This is a genomic window from Neptunicoccus cionae (assembly GCF_002860325.1).
Lineage (GTDB): Bacteria > Pseudomonadota > Alphaproteobacteria > Rhodobacterales > Rhodobacteraceae > Amylibacter > Amylibacter lutimaris.
Window position 1 is genome coordinate 1 of record NZ_PKOJ01000005.1, and the last position, 19,998, is coordinate 19,998.

Annotated in this window: 17 protein-coding genes; 7 read left to right on the forward strand and 10 right to left on the reverse strand. The window is 55.8% G+C overall.

What is annotated here, in order from left to right; genetic code table 11:
• The 4 genes from C0U40_RS12485 to C0U40_RS12500 form a co-directional block, all read right to left on the reverse strand.
• Positions 1–1,314 (reverse strand): Ig-like domain-containing protein (locus tag C0U40_RS12485; protein WP_219619791.1); only part of this gene is annotated, 1,314 nt, incomplete at its 3' end.
• Positions 1,315–1,604: 290 nt separating this feature from the next.
• Complete coding sequence (locus C0U40_RS12490; protein WP_101656140.1) at positions 1,605–3,398, reverse strand: sensor histidine kinase; 1,794 nt, start codon at positions 3,396–3,398, stop codon at positions 1,605–1,607.
• Positions 3,395–4,057 (reverse strand): response regulator, encoded by a 663-nt coding sequence (locus C0U40_RS12495; protein ID WP_101656141.1) that lies wholly within the window; start codon positions 4,055–4,057, stop codon positions 3,395–3,397. Before C0U40_RS12495 ends, C0U40_RS12490 begins: the two co-directional genes overlap by 4 nt.
• A gap of 126 nt (positions 4,058–4,183) precedes the next feature.
• A complete protein-coding gene (locus tag C0U40_RS12500) occupies positions 4,184–4,894 on the reverse strand; it encodes an IS6 family transposase (RefSeq protein ID WP_101656403.1) in 711 nt (236 codons plus the stop codon).
• A gap of 234 nt (positions 4,895–5,128) precedes the next feature.
• On the opposite strand from C0U40_RS12500, the gene C0U40_RS12505 reads away from it, so the two are divergent.
• From C0U40_RS12505 to C0U40_RS12535, 7 genes are all read left to right on the forward strand, one after another.
• Complete coding sequence (locus C0U40_RS12505) at positions 5,129–6,073, forward strand: helix-turn-helix transcriptional regulator (RefSeq protein ID WP_101656142.1); 945 nt, start codon at positions 5,129–5,131, stop codon at positions 6,071–6,073.
• Between the two features lie 95 nt (positions 6,074–6,168).
• Entirely contained in the window at positions 6,169–7,455 is a 1,287-nt protein-coding gene (locus tag C0U40_RS12510; protein WP_286134956.1) for an ABC transporter substrate-binding protein, read from the forward strand.
• A 3-nt stretch (positions 7,456–7,458) separates the two neighbouring features.
• Positions 7,459–8,181, forward strand: a complete 723-nt coding sequence (locus C0U40_RS12515; RefSeq protein WP_180957689.1) for an ABC transporter ATP-binding protein — start codon at positions 7,459–7,461, stop codon at positions 8,179–8,181.
• Entirely contained in the window at positions 8,174–8,875 is a 702-nt protein-coding gene (locus C0U40_RS12520) for an ABC transporter ATP-binding protein (protein WP_219619792.1), read from the forward strand. The genes C0U40_RS12515 and C0U40_RS12520 overlap by 8 nt, the downstream gene beginning before the upstream one ends.
• A complete protein-coding gene (locus C0U40_RS12525) occupies positions 8,872–9,738 on the forward strand; it encodes a branched-chain amino acid ABC transporter permease (RefSeq protein ID WP_101656145.1) in 867 nt (288 codons plus the stop codon). Before C0U40_RS12520 ends, C0U40_RS12525 begins: the two co-directional genes overlap by 4 nt.
• Positions 9,735–10,670: a branched-chain amino acid ABC transporter permease gene (locus C0U40_RS12530; RefSeq protein ID WP_101656146.1), complete on the forward strand. Its 936-nt coding sequence runs from the start codon at positions 9,735–9,737 to the stop codon at positions 10,668–10,670. The genes C0U40_RS12525 and C0U40_RS12530 overlap by 4 nt, the downstream gene beginning before the upstream one ends.
• Complete coding sequence (locus C0U40_RS12535) at positions 10,667–11,785, forward strand: class II histone deacetylase (RefSeq protein ID WP_101656147.1); 1,119 nt, start codon at positions 10,667–10,669, stop codon at positions 11,783–11,785. Before C0U40_RS12530 ends, C0U40_RS12535 begins: the two co-directional genes overlap by 4 nt.
• Before the next feature lie 670 nt (positions 11,786–12,455).
• Here C0U40_RS12535 and C0U40_RS12540 read toward each other — a convergent pair.
• The 6 genes from C0U40_RS12540 to C0U40_RS12565 form a co-directional block, all read right to left on the reverse strand.
• Complete coding sequence (locus tag C0U40_RS12540; protein ID WP_101656148.1) at positions 12,456–13,811, reverse strand: calcium-binding protein; 1,356 nt, start codon at positions 13,809–13,811, stop codon at positions 12,456–12,458.
• A gap of 213 nt (positions 13,812–14,024) precedes the next feature.
• Complete coding sequence (locus C0U40_RS12545; protein ID WP_286134957.1) at positions 14,025–14,912, reverse strand: sugar kinase; 888 nt, start codon at positions 14,910–14,912, stop codon at positions 14,025–14,027.
• A 55-nt stretch (positions 14,913–14,967) separates the two neighbouring features.
• Positions 14,968–15,975 (reverse strand): Gfo/Idh/MocA family protein, encoded by a 1,008-nt coding sequence (locus C0U40_RS12550; protein WP_101656149.1) that lies wholly within the window; start codon positions 15,973–15,975, stop codon positions 14,968–14,970.
• The gene (locus C0U40_RS12555; RefSeq protein WP_101656150.1) at positions 15,975–17,012 is read right to left on the reverse strand and encodes a Gfo/Idh/MocA family protein; all 1,038 of its coding nucleotides are present in this window, start codon (positions 17,010–17,012) and stop codon (positions 15,975–15,977) included. Before C0U40_RS12555 ends, C0U40_RS12550 begins: the two co-directional genes overlap by 1 nt.
• A gap of 10 nt (positions 17,013–17,022) precedes the next feature.
• Entirely contained in the window at positions 17,023–18,864 is a 1,842-nt protein-coding gene (locus C0U40_RS12560) for a TRAP transporter large permease (RefSeq protein WP_286134989.1), read from the reverse strand.
• A gap of 69 nt (positions 18,865–18,933) precedes the next feature.
• Positions 18,934–19,959, reverse strand: a complete 1,026-nt coding sequence (locus tag C0U40_RS12565; protein WP_219619794.1) for a TRAP transporter substrate-binding protein — start codon at positions 19,957–19,959, stop codon at positions 18,934–18,936.
• Between the last annotated feature and the right edge of the window lie 39 nt (positions 19,960–19,998).

Sequence of the window (19,998 nt, forward strand, 5' to 3'; positions counted from 1 at the left end):
CACATCATCACTGTCGGATGCACCAGTGTCAGACGCCGCAGCCAGATCCAGCGTCGGCGCTGCCGGCGCGGTGGTGTCGATTGTGACGTCGAGCGGGGAGGAGAGAATGCTTTTGTTACCAGCCAAATCTTCGGCTTCGGCTCTGAGAGTGTGGACCCCGTCTGACAGTGATGATGTTGTAATTGCCCAATTGCCGGTGCTTGTGGTTTGATCGATTCCAACCAGGACCGCACCATCGTAAATGCGTACGACAGTGTTGGCTTCGGTGGTTCCGGACACTCTGACTGTGTCATCTTGTGTCACGCGGTCGGATGAAGAAATCCCGGTATCATGGGATATTGTTGTACTGATCGCAGGCGCGGCGGGATCTGTTGTGTCGATTGTAAAACCAGCGCCTGAAAGCTGAGTTACATTGCCTGCCTTATCCACTGAGCGCAGTGTTAAAGGGTATGACCCGTCGCTAAGAGCCGATAAGGTTGTGGACCACGTGCCGCCGCTGCCAACAACGGCAGTTGCGACTGTCGGGGATAATCCGTCACCCAGTTTGATTTCGATTGTTGCGCCAACCTCGCCCGTACCGGAAAGCGTCGGTGTCGTGTCGCTGGTGATATGGTCGGTTTGGGAGGATCCGGTGTCACTGGACGCGTCAATATTACCGTTAGGGCTTATGGTTTCGCGGTCGTAGGTGAAGGTCAGGCTTTCAACAGTGCTGGTTCCATCTTTTGTGGAGCGCACCAAGATGGTTTTCTCTTCGGTAATACCACCGGGATAGGCATTGGGGTTTGTGAAAGTCTGTGACCCACCCGTTCCTGTGCCGACGGACTGATAGCCAAGACCGTCCCCCCAGTCGATTTCCAGCGCATCACCGTTGCCAGCGGTGAATTCGATCGCGGGCGTGGAATCAGCGGTGTAATTGTCGGTGTTTGACGACCCTGTATCGGACGCGGATGTCAGGTCTATTCCACTTAACTCTGGGCCATCAACAGTAATGTCGAGAGCGGAGCTCAGAGACGAGGCGTCTGCTCCAATGCGTGAACCTGCTCGGAAAGAATAGGACCCGTTTTGCAGTTCCCCGTCTGATCCAACGGGATAACTGCCACCGTCGCCCACCGTGACCGTCCAGTTCCCGCTTGCAGGGATTGCGCTTAGAAATGCGACAGTTCCAGTATAAGCGCCGAACGCAACAATCTCTAGCGATGCCCCGGGAGTTCCCGTTCCGGTAAATGTAATCGAACGGTCGGAGGTAATATTATCTCCGACCGTTCCTGTGTCTGTAGAATAGCCGGTGATTACGGGTGTGGAAGGGGTTGGCATGATGAAAAATCCTGTATTCAAAGGCAGCCATTGAGGAAAATAACGGAAAGACCCAAGGCCTGCGGTCTACCCGCATTGGTTTAGTGCTTTAATAAAGAATTGTTGCGTACAGGCACATCTATGGATTCATACATATGGGCCATTTTTTGTGCAGTTTCCGGGCGTAAATTTTCAATTCATTGAAATTAAATGTAAAAATATTCGGGTGTTTTGACCCTTCGCGTGGCCGCCGAAGGCGGTCCTTGGGGGAGGTGAGCAAAGCTGGAATACGCGCAACCCGCGCCTTTTTACTAACCCCAGTTCAGGGTTACGGATGTGCCCTTGGGTCCACTGGTAATGTATAATTCAGCCCCCAATTCATCAGCACGTTTTCGCATGCTTAGAATTCCGATTCCGCTACGCCCCGCTGTCAGGGCCACATCAAAGCCTGTTCCATCGTCGGAAATGATGACTTTATCCTGCGTGGTGGTTACTTTGACTGTGGTTGCATTGGCATGTCTGACGGCGTTTGTGATCGCTTCTTGCACCAGTCGCAGCAGGGTCAGGTTTTTCATCATGCCGGGGGTCGGCAGTTGTGGTTCCTCGCCGATTTCCCAGTCAAATTTCATGCCCGCTGTTTCAAGCATCGGCTCGATCCGCCTGCGCAGGGCCCCCAACAGTTGCACCACACTGCCGGTCATCTGAAGACTGTCAACCATAAGCCCCAGATCCCGCAACGCCCCTGCAAGCGCGTCTTGCAGCACAGGATCCTGCTGCGGGTGACCGTTTACATAGGCCAGTGTGTTTACCAACTGCCCACCCACACCGTCATGCAAATCCATCATAATGCGCTGCCGCTCGTGCGAGACCGCTTCTTGCTCTACAACCAGTGACAGCTTCTCATGGGTCTCTTTCAGCTCGCGCATGCGGGCCTTGATACGACCCCGCAAATCCCGAATCAGACGGCGGTTTGCAGCTTGGGCGGACAACAGATGGTGGATCATCATCACAAGGTACAACAAAAAGATCGGCGCGGTGGCAAGGTGATACACCTCGCGGTCATAAGGGACCAACCAACCGATCTGGCGCAAGGCTTCGGCAATCACACCTGCTGCACTGATGGACATAAGCCCGAACAAGGCAATACGCAGATGCACAAGACGTCGCGATGGCAAAAGCCAGAAGGACAGCGTGTGAATATACAGGATCAGCGAGCAGACAGCCATGATGCCGATCAGCCACGGTTCCCAGTTGGGGTTATGACACCATATAAGAAAGATACACAGGGCCTGAACCGACAACACCAGATAGCCGAGTTTACGTGTTTTAAGGTTCAGGTATCCCGATACAAAGCGGTACATGGCAAAAACGTGGATATGCAGGGCAGATACCCAGATCAAAAGCCATGACTGTGTGTCAATGGGATCGAACCGCATCATGATGTGCCAGAGAAACACCAGCTGTGCCAGATTCGCGACCAATAGCCAGCGATAAAACCGTTCCCGTCGCTGAAGCAATGCCATGACGGCAAACACAAATATTGCAATTACCGTAAGCCCGAATGCGATCCGCGCCAATCCGACCCGATAGATTGCCACGGCCTGATAGTGAAACTCTAGGGATGCAACACTGCCCACCAAAATCGGGCTAAGACTGATGCGGCTGCCCCGTCCGGCCATTAGGGTGATTTCCAAGTCGCGGCGGGGGCCATCCAGCAGTACATTGGGAAAGGTCAGGAAAAAGGGTGCATTCCAGCGGCGTGCGTCAGGGGTCGGAACAGGACTGATGGCAATGCCGGCAACCCGGACTTGGGCCAGATCGGACAGCCGCGGAAGGAGGACACCCGTTACCTCTCCCGATACGTCCGGAATTTCAAAACGATAAGTCTCGGCAATGATACTATCGCTGAAATTCCGCGCGCCGACACCTGGCAGGGTGGAGCGTTCACAGATCCCTTCAACGCAATGCTCGGCCGTGGTCAGGCGCAGGACATCGTCAATATCCCAGCCGAACTTTGGCAAGGCGAAGGCAAAGACCAGAACCAGCAGGGTGACGCTGATGATGCTTGTTCCGATGGCGAAGGCTCTGGAAAATGGCAGGGTCACAATATACCGGACTTCCCTGCGATAAACACCGCTTCCGTATTCGAAGAGGCGTTCAGCTTTCGGTAGATGTTGTGGATGTGGTTTCCCACCGTCCCCACAGTAATTGCCATCTGACTGGCAATTTCACCCCGTTTATAGCCTTTTGCGATCAGTCCCAGAACCTCGCGCTCCCGTTCTGTCAACAGGTCCTTGCCTTCTTGGGTCGCTGTATCGCCCCTGACGATTGTCAGCAGATAATGGGCAATCTGCGGGCTGATCGGCGCGCCGCCTTCAAGCACAATTTCAATTTCTTTCACAATGTCCTTGGCGTGGCTGGTCTTTAGAATATAACCCTTCGCCCCTGCACGAATGGCAGAGAGAACGTTTCTTTCATCCCCGAAAACCGTGAATACCATGCTTTCACAGGGCCAGTCCGCCGCAGCTGCCGCCCGGATTACTTCTATCCCTGAACCGTCGGGCAACCCTATATCCGTTAGGACAAAATCAGGCCTGTAATTGGCCAGCATAGACAGAGCCTGAGACATTGTCTGGCAATTACCAATCACCTTTAACGAGCGGGCGCTGTCGATAGCTTCTCTAAGGCGATCAGATGTATGCTTCTGGTCCTCAACGATAAGAACCGTACGGACTTGGTTGTTTTTCTGGTATTCGTTATTCATTCTTTAGGTACTAACTACATATTTTGTGCTGTCGCAAGAAATCTGAAATGGATTGCTGACTTTGGAAAACTTGGGTTCTGTTGCGTTATTCGATTTGCCAAACTGGACTCTGCTTCTGGCTTCCGATTAGGCTGCGGATTTGAAAAGCGTTTCGATAAACTCGATCTCGCCGCTGACGCCCTCACTCTTGTCGTAAACATGTCTGCGTTTTTTTGTCCTGATGGTCTCCATGCCGCTGAGAGTTGCCTTTGCTGATCGTAAAGATCGAAAGCTCTTGCGATATCCTAACAGCCTCTTCAAAGCAGCGTGATCGCTTGCAATGCGGTTGTTGCGCCATTTCCGGTCAATGTGTTTGATACTATCAAAATGGGGATCGTTCCGGTGGTCGAGCTCGCAAATGACGCTCCGATTGGCATGCGCCTTGTCCGTGCAAATGGACACCGGTCGGTGCAGGCGAACCTTCTCGATTGCCTTTCGCAGAAACGCGCGTGCTGCTTTTGCGTCGCGCCGCGCGGTCAGCCGGAAGTCTACCATTTGCCCGTCAGCATCAATGGCGCGCCAGAGGTAGCGCCACCGGCCTCCGACGCGGATGTAGGTCTCGTCGACGTGCCATTTGAGGCTTGCTCGCCGAAGGTATCTTTCGGTTCGTTTGGTCAGTTCCGGAGCAAACTTTTGAACCCATCGGTAGACGGTCGACCGATCCACCGCGACGCCACGTTCTTCGAGAAGATCGACGACATCCTGGTAGGACAAAGGATATCGGAGATACCAGCGCACGGCACACAGGATGACTTCACGGGGAAAACGGTGGCGCTTGAACGGTGAACTACGCGGCATATCTCGCTCCAAAATCCCGAAACTGGCGAAATGGAACAATTAATGCATCAGTCGCTCCCCTGTGGGGTGATGCCAGAATACCGGCGTTCATTCCTGACCTGTTTTATGTTACAAACTTGACTGTCTGCAGCGCATAGGCCGATTCCTGAGGTCTTGAAGTACATTGTTTACCGACAGGGCTCGCAGGTAAACGGGATGTGCTGCACGTAAACCAATCTGGGGCTAACACCACGCATGGATACCCATTCATTCAGCCAGCTTGTGTTCCAACTTACCAATTCAGCAATTGAGTTGCCGCCCGACGCACACCAGAAGGCCCAGATCAATATCCTGCGCAACGCCATCCCTTTTGATGCCGCTTGGTGGGGCTGGTCTAATTTTGGCAACGGGCGCAACAAACTGGTCAATACAGGTCTGTTCGGATTGCCACGCAGCTTTGAAAGTGCAGTAAGGGCGGTCTTGCACCTTGACCCATTTGTGCAGACAGGCCGCAATCTGGCTGTTTTCGGCAAGTCTCTGGAGGTGCAATCTGCGCCGTTGCCAGATGAGTTTCGCAAATGTCTCGAAGCCTTCCAGATTACCTCGGTTCTGAACGGGCATTGCCGTTTGCAGGGGAACACCGAATTCAATTTCTTCCTGTCCCTTTACAAACGTGACAGCAACGAGCGCTTTTCAACGGCGGAAACCGCAGACTACCGGTTTATCCTGCGCCACATAGAGCAATGCCTCTCGCTGGCGCTGCGGGCGGAGTTACGCAGCCTCGCGCCCGAAGGCGGGGAGACTGCATTGATCAGTGCGGGCGGCGCCATTGTACGTGCCACAAGCCGCTTTCAGGATCGCTTGGCACAAGAGGTTTCGGGCACGGCCGAGCGGCAGGCGATCTTGTCCGATTTATCCTTCGGACGCGCCAAGTGGACAGGTGCGCAACTGGTTCTGACTGGCGCGCCTTACAAGCAGGGACTCGTCCTTGTCCGACTAGCGGCGACCGATGTTCTTGCCTGCCTGTCTATTGAGGAACGGCGGGTTGCCGATTACCTGACCCAAGGGCTAACCATGCGCGAAATTGCGGCAACGCGCGGCGTTGCGCATAATACCGTGCGCAACCAAGTTGCTACAATATATAGGAAAATCGGTGTCAAAAACCGAGCGACCTTTATGACGCGATCCGGTGCGGGCTAATTTTCAAAGCATAGTGCATTTGCACTATTACCAACGCGGTACGTCTTCGGCCAAGCTTGATGCATTGGAACTGCACTCAGCTGGGAGAACTGCCCGTGACCTTCAAAACCAAACTCAACCGCCGCGCCCTTCTGGCCGGTACAGGTACAACATTCGGGCTGCTGGCCGCACCGGGAATCCTACGGGCACAGGCGCGGGATATTCGCATCGGTTACATCACTGCCCTGACGGGTTCACGGGCCGAATTTGGCGAAAGTGACCCTTGGATGCTGGAGCAGGTGAAGAAAATCACCGACGAAGGCCTGACCATCGACGGTAACACCTATTCAGTGGAATTCATCGTCAAGGACAACCAGTCCAACCCCAACCGCTCTGCTGCTGTCGGGAACGAGTTGATCCAGCGGGAGGGGGTCGATCTGCTGCTGGTACAGGACCTCGATGCGTCAGTCGCGGTGGGTGAAATGTCCGATATCGCCGGAGTTCCGTCAATCTCGACGATGGGACCGTGGCAGGCCTGGATGTTCGGGCGCGGGTCAAATCCCGAACAGGGCTTCCCCTATTCCTTCACCTTCTTCTGGGGTGTTGAAATGGCGATGCAAACCTTTGTCAGGCTCTGGGAGCAGATCGACACGAACAAGGTTGTCGGGGACTTCTACTTTGACAATCCTGCCGGCCAAGCCTTCGCGCACCCCGAACTCGGCCTTCCGGCGGTGATGGGAAATGCGGGATATTCGCGGGTGGACGGCGGTATGTTCCAGTTCGACACGCAGGATTTTTCAGGGCAACTGTCCAAATTCAAGGCCGCCAATGCGCAGATTGTAACCGGCTTCGGATTCCCACCGAACTGGGCCACATTCTGGGCGCAGGCGGGGCAACAGGGCTTTACCCCCGAAGCAGCCTCCTTCGCCGCATCCTTCCTGTTTCCCTCTGCCATCGAAAGCCTCGGGGCGCGGGGCAACGGCATGTCCACCGAGGTTTGGTGGACGCCGAACATGCCTTGGTCATCATCCCTAACCGGCCAGACCGCATCGCAAATGGCCGCCGCATGGGAGGCACATTCGGGCAAGCAGTGGGTGCAAACTCTGGGCTATTCCCATGCCTTGTTTGAAACAGGGATTGCAGCACTCAAAAATTCCGGCGATCCCAAAAATCCCGATGCCGTGCGCGATGCCATTGCCTCTATGAACATGAACACGATGGTCGGTCCGGTGAACTGGGCGGGCTCCCCGATCAAAAACGTCGCTGTGACAGAGGTGGCCGGCGGTCAGTGGCGCAAGACGAACGGCGGCAATCACGCCTATGATCTGGTGATCAATGACAATAGCTTTGCGCCTTCGGTCGATGTGCAAGACCGGCTGATCCCGCTGTCGCAGCTTGGGTAAGGCATGATGCTAGAGGTTCGCGGGCTGGCAAAAGCGTTTGGCGCACTGACGGTGATCGACGATGTGTCGGTCACTGTCAGTGGTGGGCAGGCGCTCGGGGTTATGGGGCCGAACGGGGCGGGGAAAAGCACGTTCTTTGATCTGCTGACCGGCATCACGCCGGCGGATGCCGGTCAGGTCTGCCTGAACGGGACAGACCTTAGCCGTCTGTCCACCGAGGCGCGGGTGCGCCACGGATTGGTGCGCGCATTCCAGATTCCCAAACCCTTTGCCACGCTGACAGTGCGCGAGCATCTGATACTTGCCGCGACTGCGGGGGCGGGGCTTGACCGGAAAGCGGCGCTGAGAGAGGCAGATAATGTGCTTGAGAGAACCGGCCTGACAGGGCTTGCCGCGCAAACAGGGGGCAGTTTGCGCCTATTGGATCGCAAGCGGCTTGAACTGGCCAAGACACTGGCCACCCGCCCCCGTGTGATCCTGCTGGATGAGATCTCGGGCGGGCTTACAGAAGGTGAAGTGCATGCGCTTGTGGATTTGATCCACTCTCTCAAATCGCCAGATCTGGTGATCCTTTGGATCGAACACATCGCCCACGCCCTGAGCGCGACCTGTGACCGGATTATGATGCTGCATTTAGGGCGCAAAGTTATCGAAGATACACCGGACAAGGTTACTTCGGATGCGCGGGTTCGGGAATTGTATCTCGGGGCGGTGCCCCATGCTTGAGATTACCGGACTGAACGCCTTTTACGGAGATTTTCAGGCGCTGTTTGATATCGACATATCTCTTGGCGCAGGCGAAACCTTGGCGCTGATCGGGGCGAACGGGGCGGGGAAGACCTCTTTGCTGCAAGCGGTCTGCGGGTTGAACCACGCCACGGGTGGCATCGTTTTAAATGGTGCTTCCCTGACCGGACTTGCCCCGCAACTGCGGGCCGCCGCCGGTGTCGGCCTGTCACCGGAGGGGCGTCGGATGTTTGCCTCGTTAAGCGTGCGGGAAAATCTGGAGATTGGGGCGAACACGGGTCGCAAGGGGCCGTGGTCTCTGGCGCGGGTGACCAGCCTGTTCCCGATCCTGGGCGAGTTCGCAGACCGCCCCTCGCGTCTGCTGTCTGGCGGCCAGCAGCAGATGGTCGCGATCGGGCGCGCCCTGATGTCCAATCCAGCGCTGCTGCTGCTTGACGAGGTGTCCTTGGGCCTTGCGCCGGTGGTTGCGGATGAGGTGATGGGCGCCCTGTCGTCCATCCGCGGCGAGAGCGAGATGATGACCATTCTTGTCGAGCAGGATGTGGCCCGTGCAATCAAAGCCTCCAACAGATTTGCCTGCCTTTTGGAAGGCCGCAACGTGTTGAACGGCACAAGCAAAGGCGCGGATCTGGACGCGATCAGTCGGGCCTATTTCGGAGAGGATACGGCATGATTGCCATCGACATTCTTATCAACGGGCTTCTGCTGGGCGGGCTTTACGCGCTGTTCGGACTGGGACTGTCACTGATCTTTGGCGTGATGAAGATCACAAATATCGCCCACGGGGAATTTGCAATCGGCGGCGCCTATCTTGTGGTTACAGCAGTTCTGTTTTTGGGTGTTCCATTGTGGGTGGCTGTACCTGTGGCGTTGCTCGTGGCTTTCGGGATCGGCTTTGCCTTGCAACTGGTGCTGATCAATCGGGTGCTCGGGGATGATCCGATGCCCGCTCTTTTGACGACTTTCGGCCTGTCAATTGTCATCCAGAACCTGCTGGTTGAGGTCTTCGGCGCTGACAACCGTGCGCTGGATATCGGACTACTGGCTACCAGTGGAATATCCGTTGGCGGTTTCTCCATAGGCGTGTTTCCGGTCATTATGTTCACTATCGCAATTGGCCTGTTTGCCTGTCTACATTGGATGCTGAACCGTAGCAAAACAGGGCGTAATGTCCGGGCGACATCGGATGATCCCGAAATCGTCGTAATGATGGGCGTGGATCGTGCACGGGTTTTTGCGATGATTATGGGGTTGTCAGCGGCCCTTGCAGCCCTTGCCGGAATCCTGCTGGCCATGCGCGGCTCTATCACCCCGTTTTCCGGAGCAGAGCGCCTGTTGATCGCCTTTGAAGTCATTGTCATCGGAGGGCTCGGGTCGATCTGGGGCAGTCTGGCAGGCGGGCTGGTTCTGGGGCTGGTGCATGTGATCGCGCTACGGCTTGATCCGTCCTCCGGCCCGCTTTACGGCCATCTGTTGCTGCTGTTGATCCTGCTGGCCCGCCCCGAAGGTCTCGCCGGAAAGGTACACAGTCGATGACACGTATTTTACTGCTTTTAACCTGCGTGGTGCTGACCGTTCTGCCCTTTTTTGCCGGTCGCAGTACGCTGTTTCTGGGGATGGAGATCCTCGTGATTGTGGCCTTGTCGCAGGCTTGGAACCTTGCAGCGGGATATGGCGGATTGCTGTCCTTGGGGCATCACGCCTTTGTCGGGATCGGGGGCTATGCGCTTTATGCGTTATCCCGTGATTTGGGGATACACGTCCTGTTTGCGGTGCCGCTGGCTGGCGTTGTCACCGGACTGTTCGCCCTTGCTGTTACGCCGATCCTGTTCCGGCTGCGGGCTGTGTATTTTGCTGTTGGCATGTGGGTTGCCGCCGAGATTGTCCGTATTCTTGTAATGCGGGCGGACTGGCTGGGCGGTGCATCAGGCCTGCCGCTTGCGGGGGCCCGCGACCTGCCCCGCGCGTGGATGAGTCCGGCTGCCTACTGGATGGCGCTGGCGGTTGCCCTTGGCACGACCTGTCTGGTGTGGTGGTTGATGCGCTCTGAATTTGGTCTGCGGGTGCGTGCCTTGCGCGATGACGAGGTTGCAGCGCGTTCTATTGGGGTGAAACCCCATCGCGTGCGCCTGACCGTTTTTGTGTTGTCTGCCACTGCGACCGGCATGGCCGCGGCGGTCTCCTTCTTTTCGACCCTCTTTATCACACCGCTAGGCGCATTTGATATGGGCTGGGTCATTACCATCGTTTTTGTCACCGTTATCGGCGGCATGGGGCGTCTAAGCGGGCCGGTTCTGGGTGCGGCCCTGTACTTCATCCTGCGCGAGAGCCTCGCTGATTTTGGCAACTGGTATCTTATCGCGCTTGGTGTTGCCGCCATCCTGACCATGCTGGTGCTGCCGGGCGGTCTGGCGAGCCTGATGGATCCATTTTTCAACCGTTCCAAAACTGTAAAGGAGCAGCCATGACAACCGGTTTCTATTTTGACGAGCATTGCCTCTGGCATACAACGGGTGAACACGCGCTGATCATGCCCGTTGGCGGTTATGTCCAGCCTCCTTCGGCGGGCGGACATGCAGAAAGCCCCGAAAGCAAGCGGCGGTTCAAGAACCTGCTGGATGTGTCCGGTCTGACGGCGCGACTGAAGGTTCAGTCAGCAGAACCGGCAACACGGGCGGATCTGGAGCGGGTTCACACAACCCAGTATCTCGACACGTTTAAAGCCACCTCTGACGCCGGTGGTGGCAATGCCGGAATCTATTCCCCCTTTGGTGTGGGAAGTTACGAAATCGCAGCTTTGTCTGCGGGTCTGGCCAAAGCAGCGGTCGCGGATGTGTTCACCGGCAAGATTCAAAACGCATATGCTCTGTCACGCCCGCCCGGGCATCACTGTTTGCCGGAACAGAGTATGGGGTTCTGCCTGCTGTCCAACATTCCTGTCGCAATTGAGTCGGCGCGGGCCAGTCACGGGCTTGGTCGTGTGGTTGTTCTGGACTGGGACGTGCACCACGGCAACGGGACACAGGCGGTTTATTATGGCCGCGATGACACGCTGACCATTTCGATCCATCAGGAAAGTTGCTTTCCTCCGGGGCAGGGGGCGACGGGGGAAACGGGCGAAGGCCGGGGTCAGGGCGCGAACCTGAACATCCCGCTGTTGCCCGGTGTGGGCCATGACTCCTACCTTGATGCGATGTCCCTGCTGGTGTTGCCGTCAATTAAGGCCTTTGCGCCGGATATGATCGTTGTGGCATCCGGCCTTGATGCCAACGCGTTCGACCCTTTGGCACGAATGCAGGCCAGTTCTGAGACCTTCCGCGAGATGATGCGGCAGGTTATGGCCCTTGCGGAAGAAATCTGTGGAGGGAGGGTCGCAGTGGTTCACGAAGGCGGTTATGCCGAAGTGGTCGTCCCGTTTTGCGGACTCGCCATTGTAGAAGAACTGTCCGGCCACCGCACTGATGTGATTGATCCCTTTGCCGAGTTGGTTTCAAGCCAGCAACCTGCCGAGGATATGATTGCCTTTCAGAAAGAACGGCTCTTACGGCAAAGGGCGGATATGAAGCTGGCCGGACCCGACTAAGAGGGTGTGTGCGCAAAAGTTGGTGGTTATGCGAAGCAAAGGGACAAAGGAGCAAATACGGAATGCGGAATGGACCGATACAAAACATTGTAGGCTCTCAAGTGACTGATAGGGGACTGATGCGTTAATTGACTTATGTCGGTGGGGAGGTTTGTGGGCACGGTGGATCAAGCAGTTGCGAAGAGTTGTTTGACAGACTGGATCTCGCCAGGAACACTTTGTTGTTTTGGGTGGATGTGGCCGTGCTTGATGGTTCGGATTGTTTCGATCCCGCGAATGTCGCGCCGATCGCTTTGAGCCGTTGGGCTTGTCCTGCGTTTTTTTAGGGACAGCAACCCGCAGCTTGTTACAGTAGCCATCAAGTTGGATGTCCCCCTTCCAGACAGGATTCCTGACATGATTTACCTTCTGTAAGACGCAGGCATAATACGGTCTGTCCAACCCCGTCAGATCGGTTCTTTTGTGCAATCTGTGGTTCAAAGCTAATCTGCGCCAAATCTAGTGAGCGCAACAGAACCCAGAATATGATGCCGCAGATGGCACGTCAGACGGCCACATCGCGGCTTCATTTCTGGGGCTGGACCCGTTTAACCTGTATCCTGCGTAAGGCGCGGAGCAGGCAGCTGGAAAGGCGCGGGCCATCAATCGGCCCGCGCGATGTTTTACTGCATTAGAAGATAAAATCGTTTGCCGACAGATCTAAAATCGAGATGTCTTCCAATGTAATGGTATTGTCATCCTTGTCCGTGACGACTGCATCACCGTCACTGTTTTCGGAAAGGTGATTGTTCTTCAGGTCGCGGAAGTTCTTGATTTCACTGATTGATGACAGGTCTATTTTTTCCTGCTTTCCGGCAGTCATGAAATCGGTGATCGTATCGTCGCCGAAATTACCCTTAAAGACGAAGAGGTCGGCACCGCCACCCCCATTCAGGACATCATCGCCGTTTCCGCCGTCCAACCGGTCACGGCCCAGACCGCCAAAAAGGTCATCCTTGCCGTTTTGGCCCAGCAGAACATCATTTCCGCCTTCGCCTTCCAGTTCGTTGCCACCACCGTTACCAGTTATCTTGTCAGCGGATTCAGACCCGCGCACGTCTTCGAAATTTTTCAGCTTGTCACGGTCGCCAAAGCCGTCAATTGCGAAACCCTTGGCCAAATTGACCGTAACGCCATCTGTCCCGCCGTAGCGGTCGTCACGATCATACCGGACCTCGTCCCGTCCGCCTGCGCCGTTCAGCGTGTCGTTGCCCTCCAAACCCCGCATAATGTTGCGACCACCGTTGCCGGTGAAAGTATCGTCATATGCCGATCCACGCAGCATTTCGATGCTTTTCAGGGTGTCGGTGTTGCCCCAACCATCAACCGCCTTGCCTGACTTGAGGTTGGCAGTTGCCCCGCCGGGGTCTTGGTTGAATGTGACCTGATCAACCCCCTTACCCCCATTATAGACGTCTTTGCCGTCAGAGCTGATGAAGTAATCATCGCCTTTCCCACCGTTGAAGAGGTCACGACCGGGCGTGCCGACAAACTCGTCTTCTTCGCTTGTTGTTGTGCCATCTATGGACAAAAAGGAAATGGTGCTTCCTTCCCCAAAGGCACCTGTGGGATCGCCAATGCCGGTAATCGTTTTATCAAACGCTTTCCATTGCGCCGGTGTTGTCACATCTGGCAGGGCAGGGCCGTCCAGAACGAAGTAATATTCTGTGTCGGTTTCACTGCCGGTTTCAAAGCTGGCAATCAAAACAACGCTTGTTCCAGCGGACCATGTTACGTTGGCGATAAGCGTTTCAGAGGACTGCACCGAGGGTTCGTTTTCCAGATCACGACCGTCAAACAACACCTGCGAAATTTTATCGGTCAGGTCGATAATGGCGATGCCGTCGTCAGTGCGACCGGTAATCGTGTAGGTAAAGTTTGCAGCCGATACGTTGGGAACAATAATCGAACCCGCACCGGACATTACGGCCGAAGGTTCGCCATCTGAAAAATCTACTCGGGTTCCCGAAATCGTTAAGGTTGTCATGTGTGCCTCTTGGTAAAACTAAATTTGAACCCGCCCGAAACGATTGCAGGAGCTTATACCTACACTCTACGAATTCATTTGAGTTCTGCAAGTTTAAGGCAGGCCAATCACCTTAGGCGCAATAACTTTTATACAAATAGATAGTATGAGACATATTAGGCGGGGCATCTGGCAGGAAGCGGCGTCGCGGTTCAATAATCGCGCACAAAAAGATTAGGTGCGTTTTGTTATTGCGCCTCTTGTTCCAATGACCTCCAGCGCGCAGAGGTGGCCTGTTTCAAGCGCTGTTGCTATGTCGCCGTTTTGAAGAAACGCCCCGAGAAACGCGCCGTTAAAACTGTCTCCGGCCGCTGTGGTATCCACCACAACTGCGGCCTTCTGATAAGGTCCGCAGATCCCAAGCCCCGTGTCCAAAGGCAAAGGTCCCAGCGGGCCCCGTTTCAATGCACCGCAAGTGACTCCCCAGCTATTCAAGCGGTCCAGAACCTGTTGTTCTGTGCTGTCCGCAAAAAGCAGCATTTCGTCATCCACAGAAGGAAGCCCTATGTCCGTGATCTGCCACGCGGTTTTGATCGCGGATTGTGCTGTTGCCACATCGGGCCAAAGTTTCGGGCGATAATTTGAATCAAAAACTACCGTTTTTCCGGAACCGTCCAGCCAGTCCAGAAATGCAGCCCTGACGTTTGCAGGTAAAATCGCCAGTGTGATTGCCGAAAAGTAGATCACGTCAAAAGGCAAAAGGCTTTCAAAACCATCGGAGAACAAGGACCGCGCCGCGGAATTTTCACGCCAGTACAGAAACGAGCGTTCGCCGTCAGGGGCGGTGTCGATTGCATAGAGTCCCGGAAGCAAACTGGGATGCCGACTGATAGCCCCAACCCCGACCCCTTCGTCGGCGATGAATGCCATCAAACGGTCTGAAAAACTGTCTACGCCCAGTGTGGTGACATAAGAAACCGAGTGTTCCGCGCCAAGATTGCGACGCAGGTAAATGGCTGTGTTGAGCGTGTCCCCGGCGAAGTTGACACAAGGGGTGGCCCCGTCGAAGGACAGCTCGATCATGGCCTCGCCGATGCAGGAAATTTTCAATGGGTCAGGCAAAGCGGGGTTCCGTATTGTGTTGGTTGTAGGTGATGTAACAGGGCCGCTGCAGGCATCAGGTTCGTGTGGCCAGCGCCTGCGCCTGAATTGCCAGTTCACACACCCTGAAGGTGCGCGATTGCGGGCAGGCTGTTTCAGATCGGTCGCGCATATCTACCAGTAGTTCGCTAAAATACGGTAGCTCCGCATCGGCGCAATCTATATATTCGCAGCGATCTTTATTCACTAGAAACAGATGGTTGTCGCCTGAACGCCCGTCCACATCGACATATTTGCGCAGCTCGATTGTGCCTTGGGTTCCGGTAATGAACAAACGTCCATCGCCCCAGTTCGGCAAGGCATCTGCCGTATACCAATCAACCCGAATGAACCCTTGAGCCGTACCCGAGCGCAATGCAAGCGTGCCGAAATCCTCGAATTCGGGGTGGTCGGGGTTGGCGAAATTACCGACTGTGGACAGGGTGATCTCGGCGTCCTCATTGCCAGTCAGATGCAGGAACTGCTCGATCTGATGTGATGCGATATCGGTTAGAATGCCGCCGTAAGTGGCCGCGTTAAAAAACCAGTCAGGGCGGGAAGGCGCATTCAGGCGGTGCGGGCCAAGGCCTGTGGTGTGGATGACTGTGCCGATCGCGCCTTCGGCCACAAGTTTGGCGGCAACGGTGACGGCGGGAACCTCGAAGCGTTCCGAAAAGTTGACCGACCAGATCCGGCCCGTTTCACGCACGGCCTCGCGCAGACGCGCAACCTCGTCCAGAGTGATACAGCCGGGTTTATCAACCATCACGTCTTTGCCGGCACGCATGGCCTTGATGGCCAAATCCGCGCGTTTGTCCGGCCGGCAGGCGATCAGGACCAGAGCAATACTCGGGTCGTTAAGGATCGCATCCAGATCCTGTATACGCGGCGCATCGGGAAAGCGTTTGACAAAACCCTTTACGGGTTGGGGTTCGCCTTCGGTCCACCATCCGGCCAGTTCTGCCCCTGCGTCTATCATACCCTGGGACATGCCATAGATGTGGCGGTGATCCAGCCCTAAGGCGGCAAAACGTGGATTATTCATCAGACGACCCCTACTTCAGCCATTGATCCAGTCGCACCCGAGCGGATCAGCGCATCTATCAACGCGTGCACCCGCAAGGCTTCGCGCCCTGAAATACGCGGAGCGCCTGCGTCGCGAATGGCAATGGCAAAATCCTCGATCAGATCGCGGTGCCAGTCGCAGGGAAAGGCCATCGGGTCCGCCCCGCCCCCTGTGCCGGAAACATCCCCGACGGTTTCTGTACGCCCATCGCGCCAAGTCACCGTCAGATGCCCGCCTTTTAGAACCGCAGTGCCAAGAGTACCGTCCAGAACCAGACGTTCTTCCTCGCCGGGGTAGGTTGCGGTGGTTGCAACAGCAGACCCGACTGCACCGCTGGCAAACTGAATGCCGCCCACAGCGAAATCTTCGGTTTCCATTTGGTGCATTCGGGTGGTTGCTGTGAAGGCCTGCACCGATTTTGCAGGTCCGGTCAGGCTTAGCATCAGGTCAAGTACGTGAATCGCCTGAGAAATCAGAACGCCGCCCCCATCCCGCGCAAGCGTCCCACGCCCCGGAACATCATAGTAATCCTGATCCCGCCACCACGGGATTTCCGCCCGCACCAGCGCCAGTTCCCCGAGTGCACCCTGGTCGATCAACTCACGCAACCGCAGCGCTGCCTTGCGAAATCTGTGTTGAAAGACGATGCCAAGCAGAACGCCCTGTGCTTCGCATTCCGCAACGATATCCTGTGCCGCCTTTAATGTGCGTTCAATCGGCTTTTCCATCAGAACATGTTTGCCCGCAGCAGCCATTTTGCTGACGATCTCGGCCCGCTGGTTTGGCGGGGTTGCGATGATCACACCTTCGGTATTCGGGTCCGCTGCGATGGCTTCAAGGCTGTCAAAGACCGGAAATCCGAACGCCTGTTCCACCGCTTCTGCTTTTGCGCGCGTGCGGTTGTAGACGCCCGAAACGGTAACGCGGCCTTTCAGTTCGGCTAAAGCTTCCAAATGGGGTTTTGTCGCCATGCCAAGGCCGATCACGGCAAGGCGGGCAATTGGTTTATCTGTCATATCGCGTTCCTTAAGGACCGAACCACTGGATCGGCAGCAGAGTAATTTGCGGGATCATCGTCACCAAAATCAACACGATCAGTTGTGCGCCGATAAAGGGAAGGATCGCCCGAAAGACCGAGGTTGAAGGTGCCCCGCCCACACGGGCTGTGGTAAAGACAAGAACCCCCAAAGGCGGTGTCAGGGCGCCGATGACAAGGTTCATCACCATGATAATCCCGAATTGCAGCGGATCGACACCAGCGGCAATAACGACGGGTACAAGAATGGGCACTAGGATCACCATGGCGGCAATCATTTCAATGAACAGGCCCACAAAGATCAGGAACAGATTGATCAGCAACAGCAGGAAGAACTTGCTACCTGTCAGCGCCGCCAGCCATTCAGCAATCTTTTGCGGTGTTTGTTCGAACGTCAAAATCCATGCAAAGGGCGAGGCTGCGGCGATGATGACCGCAACAGCGACCGTGTCTTCGACCGCTTCGCGAAACGCTTCTGACAGGTTCGCAGCGGTCAGGCCCCGATAGATGACCGCACCGCAGAACAGGGCGAAGACAAAGGCCATTGCGCCTGCTTCGGTGGCTGTGAAAATACCAAAGCGCACACCGCCAACGATCATGACAGGCAGGCACAATGCAGGGGTTGCCAGCCAGAAAGACCGCCAGCGCGTTGATCTGTTCGACCGCTCTTTGGTGCCGCCAAACCCTTTGCGCACGGAAAGAATCCAGGCTACAAAAGACAGGGCAAGCGCAACCATCAGGCCGGGTAAAATAGTGCCGACAAACAAGGCGCCTACAGATACAGACGCAAGGGCCGCATAGATGATCAACCCAAGACCGGGCGGGATCATATTCGCCAAAGTAGAAGACGCCGCCGTCAAGGCGCAACTGAATGACCGGCTATAGCCGTGCTTTTCCATTTCGGGCACCAGCAGTTTTGCCGTGGCCGAAGCATCTGCCGTTGACGACCCAGACACCCCTGCCAGCATAACGTTCGTCACGATATTGGCCTGCGCCAGACCGCCGCGGAAATGACCGACAAGGTGATAGGCCAGATCCACAATCCGCACCGTAATCCCGCCCACATTCATCACCGCAGCAGCCAGAATAAAGAAAGGGATCGCCAGCAGCGTAAAGGAATTCAACGCACCGGACATGTTCTGGGTGATCGTTACCAGCATCAAGGGCGGCAACGGAGTCAGGCCTGCGAATGATCCTATGACAAGTGCGTAAACAATCGGAACCTCGATGAAAATCAGGAACATGGTGACAATCATCAGGATCGCCGTGCTGCTGGCCTCACCAAACAAGGCACCGCCTGCTTCGCGCAGGGCGTAATATCCGCCAAGCCCGGCGATCAAGGTCGCCAGGCCGCTCCACCACGGAAAGCCGCGCAGCGGGGCGCTTAGGAACACCAAAGCAACGAGCCCGCCCGCAGGCACAGCCATAAACAGATAGCGCAGTGGCACACGTAATGCGGGCATGACCTGCATGGTGCGGTTCATAAAATCAATGCCGTGAACCACCAGTATGATACAGGCAATCACGGTCATAACCTTCAGAAAAACCCCGTGGATGGCTTGTGTCTTTAGGGACAGCTTTGGCACAAACAGGGAAATTGCAATGTGTCGATCCCGAAAGCTGAGCACTGCCATGCCAAGGAAAACCGCCCACACAAAACAGAATTGCGCGGCCTCTTCCGGCCAGGGCAGGGACGCGTTCAAAACATAGCGGCAGAACACCTGCAAAACGACCACACAGGTTGCGCAAAGCATCAGTACAACAGCGATGGTTTCCAGCGTGCGATCAAGCATGCGATACAGGCGCGCTGGCGCGCTTCCTGTCGGGGTCACGTGGTCCAAAACTCTCTCCTCTTTGTTTTCTGCCCCGCAGATTGCGCTGCGGGGCAGAAACAAAACCAATTAACCAAGCGCGCGGATCTTTGCGATCATTGCGGCAGTTTCAGGGCTGGTCGCGCCGAATTCTTCAAAAAGACCGGCGGATTTTTCTTCCCATTTGGCTTTTTCAGCAGCGGGGAACGGGTTCACGATACAGCCTGCGGATTTCAGGTCCTCAAGCGCCTGATCCGCTCCTGCCCGATTGATGCTGCGTTGTTCTGCAAAGGCTTCTTTGGCAGACGTCCGGCACAACTCTTGCAGATCGGCAGGCAGGCTATCCAGCCATGCAGCATTCATCCGGATCGCTTTGGGCAGGAACCAGTGATAGGTCGGCAGAACGTATTTTGCCTGTTCGTGCCATTTGAACCCGAGAATAGAGAAGTAATCCGAATCCAGACCGTCGATAACGCCGGTAGACAGGGCGGAATACTGTTCGGAATAGGGCAGCGGTGTCGGGTTTGCGCCAAGGGCTTTCCAGAAATCCACCCAGATGCGCACTTCGGGCACCCGTAGCTTGACCCCTTGCAAGCTGGCCAGATCGGTCACCGGAACTTTGGTCAGCAGATGGCGGAAGCCGACTTCGCCGTAAGCGATGAATTCGACGCCGGTTTTTTCCCGTGCGATCTGGCTGATTTCCTGCCCGATGTCGCCTTGCAGAACCGCGTCAACGTGAGCTTCGTTTTTGTAGATAAAGCCGGGTGCGCCTGCGGTCGCGGCGATTTCAGGTGCGATGGCTTCTTCACTGTCGGGGCCTGCGGCGGTGACCTGAATTGTCCCGATGCGGCTCATTTCAAGAAGCTGTGCAAGGCCACCCAACTGACTGGCCGGGAAATGCTGCGCGTCAATGCGCCCTTCGCTGCGTTCGTTCAGCATGGTGGTCCATTTGTCGAACGCATTGGTAAACGGTGACCCGATGGCTTCGGAGTGGGCAATTTTACAGACGAATTTATCCTGTGCCCAAGCTGTGCGCATCAAAGCTGGCGTCGCGAGTGCTGCGGCCCCAAGCTGGAGCACGCTGCGGCGTGCGAAAGTGGTTCTCTTGGTTGTCATGTCTCTCTCCCTTGGTTTTCTGCAAACCGGCATAAATTC